This window comes from Agrobacterium sp. CCNWLW155 (assembly GCF_036888815.1).
Lineage (GTDB): Bacteria > Pseudomonadota > Alphaproteobacteria > Rhizobiales > Rhizobiaceae > Agrobacterium > Agrobacterium radiobacter.
Window position 1 is genome coordinate 275,855 of sequence record NZ_JBAKFW010000002.1, and the last position, 14,605, is coordinate 290,459.

Genomic DNA, 14,605 nt, shown 5'->3' on the forward strand with positions numbered 1-14,605 from the left:
GATCGCCCGGGAGGCAAGAAACTGAGTTCGAATCGGATGGTCAGTGATCAACAGTTGGTCCAACTCGCTGAAGTGTTTGTCGAGGCGTTTCAAGCCGCGCTTGTTGAAAGCGATGAAGTTTTTCGCACGCTCCTGAAGGAGCCTGGTAAGGGGTTTAGCACCGGAGCTCATGGTACCGTAGAATTCACCGAGGAATTGCTGGACGCATCACGAAATCTGTCAGCCAGAGCTGTGAAAGTTTTCGGCGCCAGTCGTATTCATCAGAAGTCAGTTGAAGAGGTTGCACGTAGTATCGCCTTTAGCAGCGCTGACTCTGACCGCTTGAAGGACATTGCGAAGGCGATAGCAGTTGGCATTGAAGAGGCGGCGAAGATCAAGTACCGCATCATTCGCCCGAATACGCTTTTTCGCACGATGGATGATGTGGATGAGGTCAAGGTTGGGCCTGTCCGTATCGCAAAACGTGAATCCATCCGCCAGGATGTTGAAGGCCTATCATCAACAATTCGAATTTCGCCGATTGAGAGTGAAAGGAGCGCCTTCACCCTCATAGAGGATGGAACCTCCTTAAACGTCCATATTCATCTACCAGAGCTTTGCTGGGATGTATCGGTACAGGGGATGGCAAAAGGGCTGGAACTACAAGCCCTATGGTTCATCGATGTGGCGATTAGTTTCATCAGATTGCACTACGAGAAGCCGAGGGGGTTGTTCCCCAAGCTAGCAGATGTTGAGCCGCACCCCATGTATCCGCATCCAATCCAGTCCCACGGCTTGAGCATCGGCCCAGAGGGTCCAGCCTTTGGCGGGGGCACGGCTGCACCCTGGTATGAACTTGACGCAGATATAATAGCTATCCTGAATAGCTCGAAGGTCATTGGAGTTGCGGAGCATGTGTTCGATCCCAAGAGCAATACGCTGGCAGAACGCATGCAACAGGCTTTGGGATGGCTGACACGGGCACGCCGTGCCCAGGAACCTGCCGAGAGAGTGCTCTTGTTCTTCACGACGATCGAAGCGCTGCTTTCGGGAGGGAGCAAGGACGGTCCCGTCACTGAAACGATTTCGCGCTATGCAGGTGTTATATGGAGCGAGAAGCCCGAGACTAGGCTGGCATTGTATAAGAGCCTCAAGAAGCATTATGATCTCCGCTCACGCATTGTTCACAATGGCGAGCGAAGCGTGGCACAGATTGAGGTCAACAACGTCCACTATATTGCTTGGACGATAACTCAGATTCTCTTGCGTCGTGCTGACATTACCGTCAAACACGCAGACTTCATTGAAACGCTTAAGGCCGCAAGTTTCGGGACGAAGCTTGAAATTTGACCCGTTTAAAGCGATCCCGTCTTGACCAGCGTACGAGATCGTCTCCGCGCCGACAATCACTGCGGGGATGGCAGCGACTTCGCTCCCGAGTCCGAGACAAACTGCCGAAGCTCAATGTCGATCGAAAAGTCGTAGTCGCCTCGCTTGATCTTCTCCCGGGCTTTTTCGAAGAATCGCTCCGGAGGGGTGATTGAGCTGGATCGTACTACGTCCAACCGATCCATGAGTTCATTCAGTTCGCTGTCCGCTCGCTCAATGTCACCAAGGATGCCTATCCGTGAAAGCTTCCGGAAACGATCTTGGAGGGCTTTGAATTCGGCCGCTTTCGTCTTCAGTTCATCGACATGAGTCTCGATGTCCAAAGCGTCTGCCAAGGCCGGAACGAGCGTCGAGAGAAAGCCCATCAAGGCTATAGTCCAGGCGGGCACGAGATCCTTGAAGTATCCAAAGCCGACGAGGCCAGTCAGAAAGATGGGGGCGAGTACGACGGCCTTCTGCTGCCAGCGGACCGTCCGGAGCCAGATGAAGATTGCGGTGGATGTGTAGAGGCATGACTCAGATTGGCGAAGGGCCTCGACCGCAATCTCACCCATTCGACGATCGGTCATCTGACGTGCGTCTGGATCCTGTTCCCGAATATCTTCTGCCATTCTTCCCCCGCTGTGACGTCGTCGTCGTGATATTCCCAATGACACGCAGAGAGCGCGTTATCGCGGGCACGTGTTGCCTTATGCAGCCAGTCGTCGCCGAGGAACAGATACTCTCCCATTCCCGGGATCGCCACATAGCCATTAGCCTTCGATACCAAGAAGTGAAGGAAGTCCCGAACGTAGAAATCGTACCAATAGAAGTCATAGTAGCCGTTTCCGCGGGCCGGAAGAAACTCGGCCACCAGTAGTTCCAGCAGGAACGACTTTATCGGCACGTTTTGCTCTCGCGACCATAGCTTCATCATCTTTGACAGGATCCGAACATTGCCGTTCATCGCAGTGTCCGCAGTGTGGATCACGTTCATCTGCGCGATAGGATCCACGATCTTCCAAGCACCTCCACCGTTGGTGTCCGGCATCCAGAACTGCCCGTTTGGGATGGAGAATACAGGCAGAACCTCGACAGTGAGGCTGTTGAAGGCCACCTCGACAACTTGACCGTCGCCACGCATCCGCGAATTCGGATAGGTCACTGCCAAGGAATCTTTGACTTCCTGAAGCAACGCGGACTGCACGTTCCCGGAACGCGCATCGAAACGCGCTTTCTCCCCTGGGGGTATGATAAAAAAGCAGTCCAAGTCACGCGGGGGCCGGACCTGGGTGCCCTTCCCCCATGATCCCACCATGAAAGCGGGTGGATGATCTCCGAAGTTCCCACCGTAATAGGCTCGCTCCAGCGAGCGACCTATGTTGGTGAACTTCGTCACACCGTCAGTGATCTGATCGTCAGTCAGAGCCACATCGGTGGCAAACCGCCTAAATCGCTCGCGAACTGCAATCCACATCCCCGTATCCTTCCCGTATGGAAGGTATCAACTGATTCTCGCCAAAGTTGAAGGTCATCCCATAAGGTTCTCTCGTGATCCCCAGGAAGTTTAGCAGATGCATTGACCTCCGCTCCGCCGACAGCGAGCATAGAAAAACCGCCGGTCAACGGGCAGCAACCCTCGCGGCGGTTTTTCTTGGAGATGTTCTCAAATGTTGAACGACATTGCTGACGTTGTAAAGCCGCCGTTGACGACTCGGTGAGCCCGGGGCTCGGATATTTCCCCTCCGAAGCCGAGCCGAAGACTACTTTTCAAAACCAAATTGTTGACAACGCCTCGTCTCGCTTGGCGAAACGCCGTGCTGACGCTGCCGCTGCGCGTGCCGCCGTGATGGAGGCAGCGAATGATCCTGCCCGGAAGACGCATGGCAAGGTCTTGCGGTCGAATACGGGCTGGATGCTCGATCCGGTCGTGTGGGCGAAGAGGGCCAGTGCCACGCGCCGACTGACAGAGCAGACGGAGCGCATCGCGTCGGCGCTGACGCGGGCGGGCATCAACGTGGCCCGCGACGGCGACGTGACGCTGATATCGGCTGTCACGGGGATCGTGGAGACAATGGCATCATACCGGGCCTGCCGCTTCCTGCCCACGATCGCCGCTCGCGACCGCAGGCCGATGGTAAATGGGTTGAAGTTGTTCATGATCGGACACAAGAATTCCAGGTTCTTCAGGTACGCCGTCATGACATGCGCCGAGCCGGTCCCGGCGTTTGGCGATCTCCGGAAGGAGATCCAGAAGCTTTCCCGACGCATCACCAGATGGGCGAGCTACATCAACGCGCCAGTCGAGAAGAACGGTGGCGGGTACGATGTGAGGGTGCTTTTCAGAGGCATCGAATTCACGCGGGCGACGGCGGAAGAGCGCGGCATGACCGACCGATATCCGCCGGAGACGGTCCTGTACCATGTCCACGCCAATGTCATCTACTGGCCGACCCGCGCCATGCGCTCCGCAGAATGGGAACGTTTCCTGCGCGACACGCACCGCTTCATGAAGGCGGAATGGCGCGACAACGGGAAGGTCGAGAAGGTGGAGGAGATCGTCAAATACTGCTCGAAGCCGAACGACACGCTGGCGGCAAGCGACGATGAACTGGTCTGGTTGTACCATCAGACGCAGCGCCTCAAGATTTGCCAGCCCCTCGGCGACTTCAAGGCGTGGATGAAGACGCTGGAAGAGCGGAAGGAAAAGGTTGTCAGGGTCCATCTTGGACGTGGCGACGGGCGCCTGGAACGGGTCAAGAAAGGCAAGCGCGAGCGGCCTGTTGACGAGGACGATGATGCGGGCGCCGAAGACGCGGCAGCCGAAGGCAGCGACATTTCAGAGAAGCCGGAGCGGCGGGAGCGATGCGAGCCGGGAGAAGCATCGCCCCCGGCGAACATCGTCATCGGCTTGAGCCTTCCGCAATGGCGGCATTCTCCATGGGCCGAACCGATGATCATGGTCCAATTATACGACCCGCTGCGCCTGTCGGAGGAAGCCACCTGTGACATCGCGGCGTGGAAGTCCGCGGTGCGCGAGTGGTGGGACGATGCCTTCGCCCCGCCTCCGGAAGAGGCGCTGCGCGTGGCTCGTATGGCGATTGACGAGTCCGTGTCGGATGAGGATATACGGGAGGCGGCGGAAGCCGCGACCTATATCCTTGACACATGTAGGCCAACTGTCCCGTCAGGGACCCTAGGTCACTTCGAAGAATGCGAAATCGAAGATGAAGACGAGCTAGACGACGACGTGAAGACCATCGTCAGGCTCTTTGAGGGAGCGGTCGTCGTCAGATTGATGCCCCGACCGCCGACTGAGGCCGATGCCATCCCGTTTGAGACTGACGAACAGGCCCAACGGAAGGCTGAAATGCGGGCGAGGCATGAGGCTGACGAACCGGGCTGGGCCAAGCGTCGGCTCTCGGCTCCATATCACCCTTCGGAGCGGTGGGGTGATAGCTGCCGCGCAGCGGCGTGATGACAGGCAGGCCGTCGTCACCATGGCAACCATCCGGTTGCCTCGTCGTCCGGGAGGGCGGCGACAAGGCCCCGGCCAGGTCCGCCGGAAGGCTCTCCATGAAATGGTCCCCTGGAAAGGTCCGGCGGAAGGCCCCGGTGCTGACGCAGTCAGTGGTAGCCGGTCACTACTATTGGGTTGTTTCAGGCTCCGCCGGCGATCACGATTCTTCCACCAGCATTCACCGGGAGGATCATCATGCAGGAATACGAACGGCAGATACTTGTCACCAACCACGGCCCAGCTTCCTCGGCAATGCTCAAGGTCATTCGGCTGCCGAAAAGTTGCTACGCCGTCATCTGGGAGAACTCAGAGCGATATGTCAGCTTCTCGCAAGACCGGACGGAACTGAATGGCGGCTTCGCCGATCTGAGCGACCGTGATTTCCTCGATCGGGTACAGGTTGTTGCGAGCTTCACCCAAGGCATCGATTTCGAATTCGAGGAGGTGATTGTCTGATGGTTCTGAATATCACTGACACGCTGCGTGATCGCGTCCGCCGCATGGTCTATGCCAAGGCCCGCGCCGAAGGACTCGGGATCGCTCTGATGACGCAGATCAAGGATGATCCGACCTTCGGACCGCTCTATGCCGAGCACAAGGCGGCATACGAGGACTCCCTGAGGCTGGAGGCGAAAACGCTCGGAATGGTCGGCGGCGACGTCGATCTTCTCGAACGGCTCATTCGAGATGTCCATGCTGAAGGCGCGGCGACCTCCCGGAAGCACTGATGAGCTTTCAATTCATTCACATGGAGGGATACAGCCGCAAGGGCGACGGTAAGGGGCGCACGGTGTCCTTCGTCATGTCCGAGGCTCGCCGCGATCCGGTGGCATCCGTGCATGTCGCGAACCCATCGGCTCCGGTCGTCGTCTACGGCTCGACGATCGATGCAGTCGAGGCGATGCATGACGCTGCCGCAGCCGTCGCCATGACGGCGGTCAAGGGCGGCAAGCCCCGCAAGCTTCGGCAGGATCACAAGACGCTCCACACAGTCATCGCCTCGCATCCATACACCATGGAAGAGGTTCGAACCGATCCGGCGAAACTCCGGGAGGCTGAAGAATGGGAACGGCGAACAATCGCCTGGCTTCGGGCGCAATACGGAAGCGATCTGAAATCGGTCGTGCGTCATGAAGACGAATCTCATTTCCACGTCCATGCGTACATCGTGCCGACCGATGATCCAGAAATGAGGGCGCTACGCCATCACCCGGGAGTCGTGGCGAAGCGTGCGACGATGGCGGCCGGTCCCACCGATGGCGAGGACAAGAAGGCGCTGTCGAAGAAGGCGGACGCGGCCTACAAGACCGCCATGCGGTCGTGGCAGGATGCCTATCATGAAGCTGTCGGCATTCCCTGCGGTCTGGCTCGCCTTGGCCCCCAGCGTCGCCGTCTGACGCGTGAGCAGTGGAAGGCTGAGCAAGCTCAGGCGCGCGCTCTGAAGGCGACGATCGAGCGGGCGACGGCGGTGAAAGAGCGGGGCGAATCCTTCATCTCGAAGACGAAGGAAGATGCCGCCAGGATCGCGGCGGAGGCGGCTGTGGCGAAGGCGGACGCCGATCGCCAGATCGCCATCGCCAAGGCTGCCACTGAGGCTGCCAAGAAGGCTCAGGACAAGGCCGTAGCAGAACAGAGCAAAGCCCTGTCGATGATGGCCCGCGTTCGGCAGGAAGCCGCACGAGTCCGTGAAGCGACGGCACGGCTCCAGCGCCTCCCGGGTGCGATCCGCAGCGTGCTTGATGGATTCAGGAAATCGAAGGTCGCGGCCCGCATCCGGCAGTCTGTCGAGTCCGAAGTGGACGCTCTCCGACGAACCGCTGCCGATGCCGCCGACCGTGCCAGCACCGCCGACGCTGGGCGACGCGAGGCGGAGGCACGGGCAAAAAACCTCCGGGCATCGCTGACAGTGACCGGGCAGGAGCTCACCGCTGCCCGGCAGGAGCTTGCCGCTCTTCGTCCTGAATCGGCTCCTTCAGCCCCTGCGTCAACATTTGGAAGCGTTTAAACGGCCCGTACAGCGCTCCTGGCGCCTCGGGTGATGTCTGTACCCAGCCGCTTCCGGTGTCATGGCCTGCCGGGCGGTTTGCGCCGGTCCCCGCCGCCCTGCATCCTCTTCAGGAGCAAGGGCAACCGGAGGGCTCACATGATGGCAGAGACGATGAAGCCGGAAGCAAAAAAGAGACGTCGAAACTGCATCGATCGGATTCGCCGCGCTCTCATCGAACGCCAGCGCCAACGACGAGGCAGCGATCCGGCGGGCAAGGTGATGCTCCAGCTTCTCGCCATCCTGTCCGCCTTCCTCGCCGTCATGCCGCCGATCTCGATGCCGTCGTTCTCTTTCTTCCCGCCGCCGCGTCGGCCACGGCCTCCCGCTGGCGTTTCGTCACCTCCGGGTGGGGCGATCCGGCGGCTGTCCGATGGCGATGGTTTCCGTGCTCAAGCTCCCTCCCGGGAGTCGGAACCCCGGCCTGCCCGGAAGGTCAATCTTGCTCATCTGGATGATGAGGATCGCGGACCCACAGCGTGGGACATGGAGCGTGGTATCGATCCGCCGTACTATCGAACCAGTAGCCGCGCCGCGCCAACATGGTCGAAACTTGTCAAGAATCTCAAGCGCCGTCAGACGGCTGACAAGGCCCGCGAACTGATCGAATACCGGGTGCCGCCCTCAGCCGTCGAGTGGCTGCGCAGCCGCATCTTCTTTGAAGACTGGCTGTCGCTCCGACAACTCGGCCGGAATGGTGCCAGTGACGCCGAAATCGCAGCCGCCGCGCTTGCCGAGGCGCTGAAGTGGAAGGCTGCGCAGCCTAAACCGCCGGAGCCGAAACCCGATCCGGAACCGGACGGTTCCGGGGAACCAGACTCAGGAGCAGGACTGAAGCCATGAACGAAAACAACAGCCTCGGCGGGGCCAGCTTCGCGGCCGTCCTTGACCGGATTGGACTGCCTCCGGTCGCCCGTGACCGCGTTGTCGAGATTGATCGAATCCTTGCCAACGAGCTTGCGGGCGATGAACCAGATGCGGAGGGCTGCGCGTCCCTCGTCCTCGAAGCGGCGGACCTGATCGCCGATCTCGATCCAACGCGCTTCGACTGGAAGGATTGGGATGATGACGATGATCCTGGCGATGTCGATGGCTTCCACTTCGACAGTCTTGATTGGGGTGCAGAATGATCCGCGCTACTGTGCTTCTTCTCGGGCTCGCTGTGGCCGTGCCAGCCCATGCCGACACTATCTCGCCCGCTTTGACGTGGGGTGGTAAATCGGACTTACCGCACTGGTCGGAGTCCGTACCACCGCCCGCAGCCTTCTCTATGTCGATCGTCGGGGAGGCATCAGTTAAGGCAGGGGCGCCGCTCGATCTGCGTCCGGTCGTCCTTCCGATCGTCACCGGGCTGCCGCCGCACTCCCTGACGTATCTGCTGTTCGGACGGCTTCCGGAAGGCGCTACTTTCGATGCCGCCACGGGAAAGATAGGCGGGCGAGTGTTGGAAACCGGATCGCATCGGGTCTGGGTATCGGCGACGGATTCGACCGGGGCGACGGTGACGGCGGGCGTGACCATCGTCGTGACCTGATGACGTGAAAACGGGGCCGATGAGCCCCGTTGTCCACTTTGCAATCGATTTTTAAGGCCATAGGAGGCCTTCTGAGCCGTCGGGTGGTATCTTTACCCATCCTCCTCCAGTGTTGCGATTGCCGCGCCCAGGAATGGCGCGTCGCGATTCTGCGGGACTTTCACGCTTTTTCCGCGCGCGATGTCGATGGCGAGGATCAGCCCTTGTTGAATGCCGTGCAGTCTCGCTAGCTCTTGGTATTGCTCGCTTGCAAGGGCCTTTTCGACTTCGGCTGATAGTTTGCCGCTGATCATGTGGAGCTGATCGACAACTTGCGGATCATTGAATTTCGACAATCTCGTTTCCCTTCCGTGCAGCGATTTCGTCGAATCGGGCGTTCAGCTTGTCGTTATGCGCTTTTCGTCGCGCATCCCGCGCCTGTTTTTCCCGCGCCGCTTCTGCCTCTGCGAGCGCCGCCTTTGCTGCCTTGTATCCCTTTCGCCATTTATCAGCCCTTTCCCAGTACTCGCTCCGGAGGTTCTGAGTGATGGTGACGTTGCCAGAGTCCAGATAGTCCCAAGCATCGCTTTCCGATAGCGTTGTGATGCCTTCCAGACTGCGGAGGACGAGTCCGGTGGCGCACCGAACCGATGTCGCGCCGGGGATTTCTTCCGGCCTCTTGTTGCCGTTCAGTACATCTTCGATCCGCTCCCGGACCTGTCGTTCGAATCCCATTTCAGTTCCCTTTCAATCAACGGGCCGGATCGAAGCTCGGCGGGCTTCGATTTCGGCGAGATGGCAAGCGTCTTCAAATGATGATGCGCGACCTTCTGCAAATATCACTGACTTTCCGTTCCTGATTCCGGTGACATCAAAATGAGCGGGAAACTCGGTCTCTGGCTCTCCGATGACGCAAATATCATATTCATCTTCAGGACCGTCTCCGGCGATGAAAAAGTTGGTCCATGTGGATTCGGTGTCCTTTGCGACCTCGGTGTCGCGTTCCCATCCTTCGAATCGTGCGGTCTGCATGTCGCTGCCCTTCGTCCAACTGTTGTGGTGTGGTGGGCGGCGTTCAGCCGCCCAGGTTCCGCATCTCATGACTTGCGGAGAAACGGCGCGACCTGAGTGCTCGCAACGCCTTTCGCGTAAAGCATGAACATTGCGACGCCATCCAGCCCGGTGATCAGGAACCGCGCCTTCTTATTGAGGGGCACGTCGTGCTCCATCGAGCAGACTAGCTGATCCATTTCAGTGACGTATGTGTCGTACGCCTGGCTGAACTGCTCGAATGTCCGGATGATCTTCTTCGCAATGGCCCGCTGCTCTTCGGCCGTCATCGCGACGGGGGTTTCGTTCTCGCTCATCAGTTTCTCCTATTGGTTGATGACGCGAGTATTCCAATCACACGATATGCCAGATTGTCAATTGGTCGATGTTTGAGCCATCCAACTGATTATAATGCGAAATTTTCGCGAATCTTTGGCAAAAAAACACCGTCAAGGATTCGATTCCGGCTGCGCAAGGATTCAATCCTTGCTGAAAGAATGCATCCAAGGATTGAATCCTTGCTTGTTGTGGAAAGGGTGCCTTCCACGCATGGTGTGCCTGCCACCAAGAAGTCGAAATGGTGGTTAATAATGTGTTCTCAAAGATGGCTCAGGCTACTGGTCTGAAAGCTTCGAGCGCACGAATGCCCCTTCTCTGCACATCGCGGGCAAGGGCCTGCCCGGTGCCGGGGATGCGCGTCCGCTGGACAAGGTGCTGCGCACCAGTCCGGCGATGGCGGACATAGATCATGGCTACATAGAAGAGATGGCCGAGGCTGTCGGAATGCATCGTTTCGACAACGATGACATCAATTGCGAGGCCGCGAACGAGGGTCTTTTTCGTCTCCATCGAAATGCTCCGTAACTCTTTGAAAACATGGATTTTATGGCAGATTTCAGGAGTCGGGCCCAGGCTTCCGGGAAATCATTTCCGGGTTCAGCGATCGGATGGCGATCGGAAAGTTAACACTGATTCAGGATGGCACGGCGGCAGGCAGGGGTTGACTGTCGCATGGGTCGCCATGCTCGGAAGAGGCATGCCCCTCCAAGGGGGATGCCGCAGGCCGAAGGCCGTTTCTGAGCGGCCCATGGGACAGTCACCGAAGCGCGGGGCCACGGGACTAATCGGGAGGAGCGGTCGCCGTAGGCGATCGGATCGAGACAAGCGGCTCGATCCGAAGCGAGGGAGATTCGTCGTGGGGGAAGCTGAGGGGAACCCCTGCCGAATTACATAGATGAGCATATCGGAGCCGTCAGCATAGCGACCCGGTGCGGGAGACGGCGGGAATTCGCGCATGCCGAGGCGGTTCCCGGGGCAGCCGCAGGAGCGTCAACATAGTGCCGCCAATGGCGGGACGCGGGACCGACTGCCTCCGTCGAGGCAATCAGAACCCCCATTGCGCCACCCACTGGTCTTTGACTTCTTCGGGTATATTCTGATCAAGGAGGATACGGGGCATGCCATCAATCGTTACCTGAGTGAATCGGTATCGACTCCGTCTGTTGTTGATCCGGAAAGATGGACGATGCCGGAACACGGCGATTGCGCCGAAGCTGTGATGGCATTCAACGGCCTGTACAACTTCTCTAACGATTGTTCGAAGTCTGGTACGTAGCTCTCGGCGTTCTTCGATATCGGAGCTTTCCTCCAATTGCTTCGACATTGATGCTGCTGATGCCAGGCTGGCCGCGAGATCAGGCGTCGCGGCTGCGGTCGCGACCTCGTCGTCAATCGCTTTGAGATCCTTCTTGGCCCGCTTGATGAGCTTCGCTAGCTCGATGGAACGGCCCGTTGCGGTATCGTCTCCGATTTCAACAAGAGGGATGAGGCTCCGCTGCCGTTGCTCAAAGTCGGCGATCTGCGTTTTCATCGCCCCGGCCCTTGCGTGCAGGTGGTTGACTTCCTGGCTCTCGCTGTCGAACGCTGTCTGATCCAACATATCGACGGCTGCGATCAGGATCGGTTCTAAGACATCGACACGCCAGCGGCGGTCATTGTCGCAACCTACCTTGCGCATGTTGTTCGAACAGACGAGATAGATGCTACCCTTTGGAGGCTTGCCTTTGTTGACGATGTGCATGGCGCCGTCGCAATGAGCACATCGGGCAAGGCCTTGAAACAAGTGCGAGCCGGACATGCCCGTCCGTCCGGCGGCATTCTGCCTTCGCCCCTGTGTCGCACCTTGCGCTTGCCAGTAGGTGGCGCTCTCGATGATTGATGGATAGTAGTCCGGGATGGGATCGCCTTCAGCTTTCCGGTTGCCGTTGCGGTGGGTACCGCTGTGAGGCTGGTACTCGCCGAGAACTGCACGACTTTTTATGATCTTGGCGACACTGGATGTGTGCCATCCCTCGCCACCCCGAAAAGTCGGAATACCCTCGGAGTTCAGCCGACGAACGATTTCACGCCGCCCGAATCCGTCGATCGTCTCTTGGAACACGCGCCGGATGAGGGCTACCCTTTCAGGGCGTTCTACGAATGCGCCATCTCGGATTTCCAACCACTCCGGGCATCTCCGGGTGAGCGGTTTTCCTTCATCCCGCGCCTTCTCCTTCTTCTGCTTCCATGCTTCACCGACGCGCTCGGATTTGATGCGAGATTCCTCATGCGCTCGTGCCATGACAATCAAAGAAAAGACGAGAGGGAGCCAGTCGGCGCGAAGCCGTTCCTCGGAATACTCCTGACCATCACTGAGTGTGACTACGATGATGCCCGCTTGGATCAGAGCGAAGAGCCTAGTGGCTGCATCCATGACCGCCTCGCGAGAGATGCGGTCTAGGCTTTCAACTATCAGGTAAGAGCCGCGTGGTATCCTTCCGTCCTCAACCATCCCCAGAAACGACTTGAGGGCTCCGGTCGTCCGGTTCGCGCCATGGTAAGCACTGACGCCCAGGTCTCGTAGAGAGTCATCTAGGACAAGGCCTCGTTGTTGCGCCCACGCCTCTGCCTTGGCGGTCTGGCGACGGAGGGAGTCTCCTTGTGCTTGTTCCGGGGATGAGAAGCGGATGTAGGAGTAGGCTTTTGTCATGCTGGAATCCGATATCACAAAACGTCGGAGTAATGTAGCATAACTTGCTGATGGTCGGCCCACCCGGTTCGGGTAAATCCATGCTCGCAGCCCGCTTGCCTTCCATCCTGCCCCCGCTGGAAGTGGCGGAGTTGCTGGAAGTGTCCATGGTCCATTCCATCGCCGGCCAATTGTCGGGTGGCAAGCTGTCGGACCGCAGGCCTTTCCGCACGCCGCACCATTCCGCCACCATGGCGGCGCTGATCGGCGGAGGGCTGCGTGCCAAACCGGGCGAAGCTTCGCTTGCCCATCACGGCGTTCTTTTTCTGGATGAGTTCCCGGAATTTTCGCCGCAGGTGCTGGATGCGCTTCGCCAGCCGCTGGAAACGGGCGAATGCATCATTGCGCGAGCCAATCACCGCGTCAGCTATCCGGCAGAAATCCAACTCGTTGCGGCCATGAACCCCTGCAGGTGCGGCATGGCGGGAGAGCCGGGTTTCAACTGCGCCCGAGGCCAGCGCTGTGTAACCGATTATCAGGCCCGCATTTCCGGACCGTTGCTAGACCGTATCGATATCCGCATCGACGTTCCCGCTGTCTCCGCCGCCGATCTCATTCGCCCCGTGGTGGCCGAGCCGAGTGCGGTGGTGGCCGCCCGGGTCGCCCGGGCACGCCTTGCGCAGCAGGAACGCTACGCGGCGGCGGGATTTGCCGCCATTCGCACGAACGCTCGCTGCACGACGACCCTGATAGAAAAATATGCCGAGCCGGATGCATCCGGGCTGCAATTGCTGCGCGATGCCGCCGAGCGGCTGAAGTTTTCCGCGCGCGGTTATCATCGCATTCTCAAGGTTGCCCGCACCCTGGCCGATCTGGATGGCAAGCAGACGGTTGGCCGCATCCATGTGGCGGAAGCTGTGTCCTATCGTATCGCAGGGGAAAGGCTTACGGCGGCGGCGTAAAAGGTCGCCCTTTGTGCTTTGCCTAAAAACCATTGTGCCGCCAGCGGGGCCGGCGGCACATCGGGATATTCGCTAATCGGATGCGGGATCGCACTGCGCTTGAAAGCCTGGCTTAAAGCCCAAGGCCGTCGAAAAGCGCCGTCGAAAGGTAGCGTTCCGCAAAGGAAGGAATGATGACGACGATGTTCTTGCCGGCATTTTCCTCACGCGCACCAACCTTGATGGCCGCCGCCAGCGCCGCACCCGAGGAAATGCCGACAGGCACGCCTTCCAGCCTCGCCGCCAGACGTGCGATTTCGAAAGCCTCGTCATTGGTGACGGTGACGATCTCGTCATAAATGCCGGTGTCGAGGATGGCCGGGGCAAAACCGGCGCCTATGCCCTGAATCTTGTGCGGGCCGGGGTTGCCGCCGGAAAGAACCGGGCTGTCGGCGGGCTCGACGGCAATCACCTTCACTTCAGGCTTGCGTGATTTCAGCACCTGGCCCGTGCCGGTGATGGTGCCGCCGGTGCCAATGCCCGAGACGAGAATATCGACCGTGCCTTCGGTGTCGTTCCAGATTTCTTCCGCCGTCGTCTTGCGGTGAATATCCGGATTGGCAGGGTTTTCGAACTGCTGCGGAATGATCGCGTCAGGCAGCGTCTCGGCCAGTTCCTGCGCCTTGGCGATGGCGCCCTTCATGCCCTTCGGACCTTCGGTCAACACCAGTTCGGCGCCGAGCAGGGCCAGCATTTTCCGGCGTTCAACCGACATGGTTTCAGGCATGGTCAGGATCAGCTTGTAGCCCTTCGCGGCAGCGGCAAAGGCGAGGGCAATACCCGTGTTGCCCGAGGTCGGCTCCACCAGCGTGGTCTTGCCGGGGGTGATCTTGCCCTGCGCTTCCAGAGCTTCGATCATGGCGACGCCGATGCGGTCCTTCACGGAAGCGATGGGATTGAAAAATTCGAGCTTGGCGAGAAGGTTGGCCTTCACGCCCTTCTCCTTCGCCAGCTTGTCGAGCCGCACGATCGGCGTATCGCCGATTGTTTCCGTAATAGAGGAATAGACGCGTCCGCGTCCGGGCTTTCTGGCTTCGGGCATGATGTTCTCCTGTGTAAAGACCGCAAGATTTGAGCGGCAGAATAGGAGCAATAGCTTTCTCAAGCTAGCGAACGTTCGTCC

General features: G+C 59.1%; 17 protein-coding genes and 1 pseudogene. 9 read left to right on the forward strand and 9 right to left on the reverse strand.

The annotated features are described in order from the left end of the window. Window positions 1–36 precede the first annotated feature (36 nt). Window positions 37–1,329, forward strand: a complete 1,293-nt coding sequence (locus tag V6S97_RS09890; protein ID WP_334426715.1) for a hypothetical protein — start codon at window positions 37–39, stop codon at window positions 1,327–1,329. Window positions 1,330–1,385: 56 nt separating this feature from the next. Here the strand turns inward: V6S97_RS09890 and V6S97_RS09895 are convergent, their stop codons facing one another. Together V6S97_RS09895 and V6S97_RS09900 are read right to left on the reverse strand one after the other, a co-directional pair. Then, complete coding sequence (locus V6S97_RS09895; RefSeq protein WP_334426716.1) at window positions 1,386–1,979, reverse strand: hypothetical protein; 594 nt, start codon at window positions 1,977–1,979, stop codon at window positions 1,386–1,388. Continuing rightward, on the reverse strand, window positions 1,934–2,824 hold the full coding sequence (locus V6S97_RS09900; protein ID WP_334426718.1) for an SMODS domain-containing nucleotidyltransferase: 891 nt from the start codon (window positions 2,822–2,824) through the stop codon (window positions 1,934–1,936). Before V6S97_RS09900 ends, V6S97_RS09895 begins: the two co-directional genes overlap by 46 nt. Before the next feature lie 240 nt (window positions 2,825–3,064). Here V6S97_RS09900 and V6S97_RS09905 point away from each other — a divergent pair, with 240 nt between their 5' ends. The 7 genes from V6S97_RS09905 (at window position 3,065) to V6S97_RS09935 (ending at window position 8,445) form a co-directional block, all read left to right on the forward strand. Beyond that, complete coding sequence (locus V6S97_RS09905) at window positions 3,065–4,825, forward strand: hypothetical protein (protein ID WP_334426719.1); 1,761 nt, start codon at window positions 3,065–3,067, stop codon at window positions 4,823–4,825. Window positions 4,826–5,062: 237 nt separating this feature from the next. Further along, window positions 5,063–5,323, forward strand: coding sequence for a hypothetical protein (locus tag V6S97_RS09910; protein ID WP_334426720.1), 261 nt, complete (start codon window positions 5,063–5,065; stop codon window positions 5,321–5,323). Beyond that, window positions 5,323–5,595 carry a hypothetical protein gene (locus V6S97_RS09915; RefSeq protein ID WP_170268457.1) on the forward strand — a complete coding sequence of 91 codons (273 nt, stop codon included), beginning with the start codon at window positions 5,323–5,325 and terminating at the stop codon, window positions 5,593–5,595. The genes V6S97_RS09910 and V6S97_RS09915 overlap by 1 nt, the downstream gene beginning before the upstream one ends. Next, window positions 5,595–6,872 carry a plasmid recombination protein gene (locus V6S97_RS09920; RefSeq protein ID WP_334426722.1) on the forward strand — a complete coding sequence of 426 codons (1,278 nt, stop codon included), beginning with the start codon at window positions 5,595–5,597 and terminating at the stop codon, window positions 6,870–6,872. Before V6S97_RS09915 ends, V6S97_RS09920 begins: the two co-directional genes overlap by 1 nt. Window positions 6,873–7,010: 138 nt before the next feature. Continuing rightward, window positions 7,011–7,754, forward strand: coding sequence for a hypothetical protein (locus tag V6S97_RS09925; protein WP_334426723.1), 744 nt, complete (start codon window positions 7,011–7,013; stop codon window positions 7,752–7,754). After that, entirely contained in the window at window positions 7,751–8,041 is a 291-nt protein-coding gene (locus V6S97_RS09930; protein WP_334426725.1) for a hypothetical protein, read from the forward strand. Before V6S97_RS09925 ends, V6S97_RS09930 begins: the two co-directional genes overlap by 4 nt. A 140-nt stretch (window positions 8,042–8,181) precedes the next feature. Next, window positions 8,182–8,445, forward strand: a complete 264-nt coding sequence (locus V6S97_RS09935) for an Ig domain-containing protein (RefSeq protein WP_334426726.1) — start codon at window positions 8,182–8,184, stop codon at window positions 8,443–8,445. Window positions 8,446–8,537: 92 nt separating this feature from the next. On the opposite strand, the gene V6S97_RS09940 is transcribed toward V6S97_RS09935, so the two are convergent. From V6S97_RS09940 to V6S97_RS09965, 6 genes are all read right to left on the reverse strand, one after another. Continuing rightward, on the reverse strand, window positions 8,538–8,780 hold the full coding sequence (locus tag V6S97_RS09940) for a hypothetical protein (protein ID WP_334426727.1): 243 nt from the start codon (window positions 8,778–8,780) through the stop codon (window positions 8,538–8,540). Then, window positions 8,764–9,159 carry a hypothetical protein gene (locus tag V6S97_RS09945; RefSeq protein WP_334426728.1) on the reverse strand — a complete coding sequence of 132 codons (396 nt, stop codon included), beginning with the start codon at window positions 9,157–9,159 and terminating at the stop codon, window positions 8,764–8,766. The genes V6S97_RS09940 and V6S97_RS09945 overlap by 17 nt, the downstream gene beginning before the upstream one ends. A gap of 12 nt (window positions 9,160–9,171) precedes the next feature. Then, complete coding sequence (locus V6S97_RS09950) at window positions 9,172–9,456, reverse strand: hypothetical protein (protein WP_334426729.1); 285 nt, start codon at window positions 9,454–9,456, stop codon at window positions 9,172–9,174. A gap of 65 nt (window positions 9,457–9,521) precedes the next feature. Next, entirely contained in the window at window positions 9,522–9,791 is a 270-nt protein-coding gene (locus V6S97_RS09955) for a hypothetical protein (protein WP_334426731.1), read from the reverse strand. A 292-nt stretch (window positions 9,792–10,083) separates the two neighbouring features. Next, complete coding sequence (locus tag V6S97_RS09960) at window positions 10,084–10,323, reverse strand: hypothetical protein (RefSeq protein WP_334426732.1); 240 nt, start codon at window positions 10,321–10,323, stop codon at window positions 10,084–10,086. A 535-nt stretch (window positions 10,324–10,858) separates the two neighbouring features. Next, window positions 10,859–12,502, reverse strand: coding sequence for a recombinase family protein (locus tag V6S97_RS09965; protein WP_334426733.1), 1,644 nt, complete (start codon window positions 12,500–12,502; stop codon window positions 10,859–10,861). Window positions 12,503–12,540: 38 nt separating this feature from the next. On the opposite strand from V6S97_RS09965, the pseudogene V6S97_RS09970 reads away from it, so the two are divergent. Further along, window positions 12,541–13,443, forward strand: a pseudogene (locus tag V6S97_RS09970) (YifB family Mg chelatase-like AAA ATPase); the annotation flags it as partial. Between the two features lie 112 nt (window positions 13,444–13,555). On the opposite strand, the gene cysK reads toward V6S97_RS09970, so the two are convergent. Beyond that, a complete protein-coding gene (gene cysK, locus V6S97_RS09975; protein WP_334426734.1) occupies window positions 13,556–14,524 on the reverse strand; it encodes a cysteine synthase A in 969 nt (322 codons plus the stop codon). Between the last annotated feature and the right edge of the window lie 81 nt (window positions 14,525–14,605).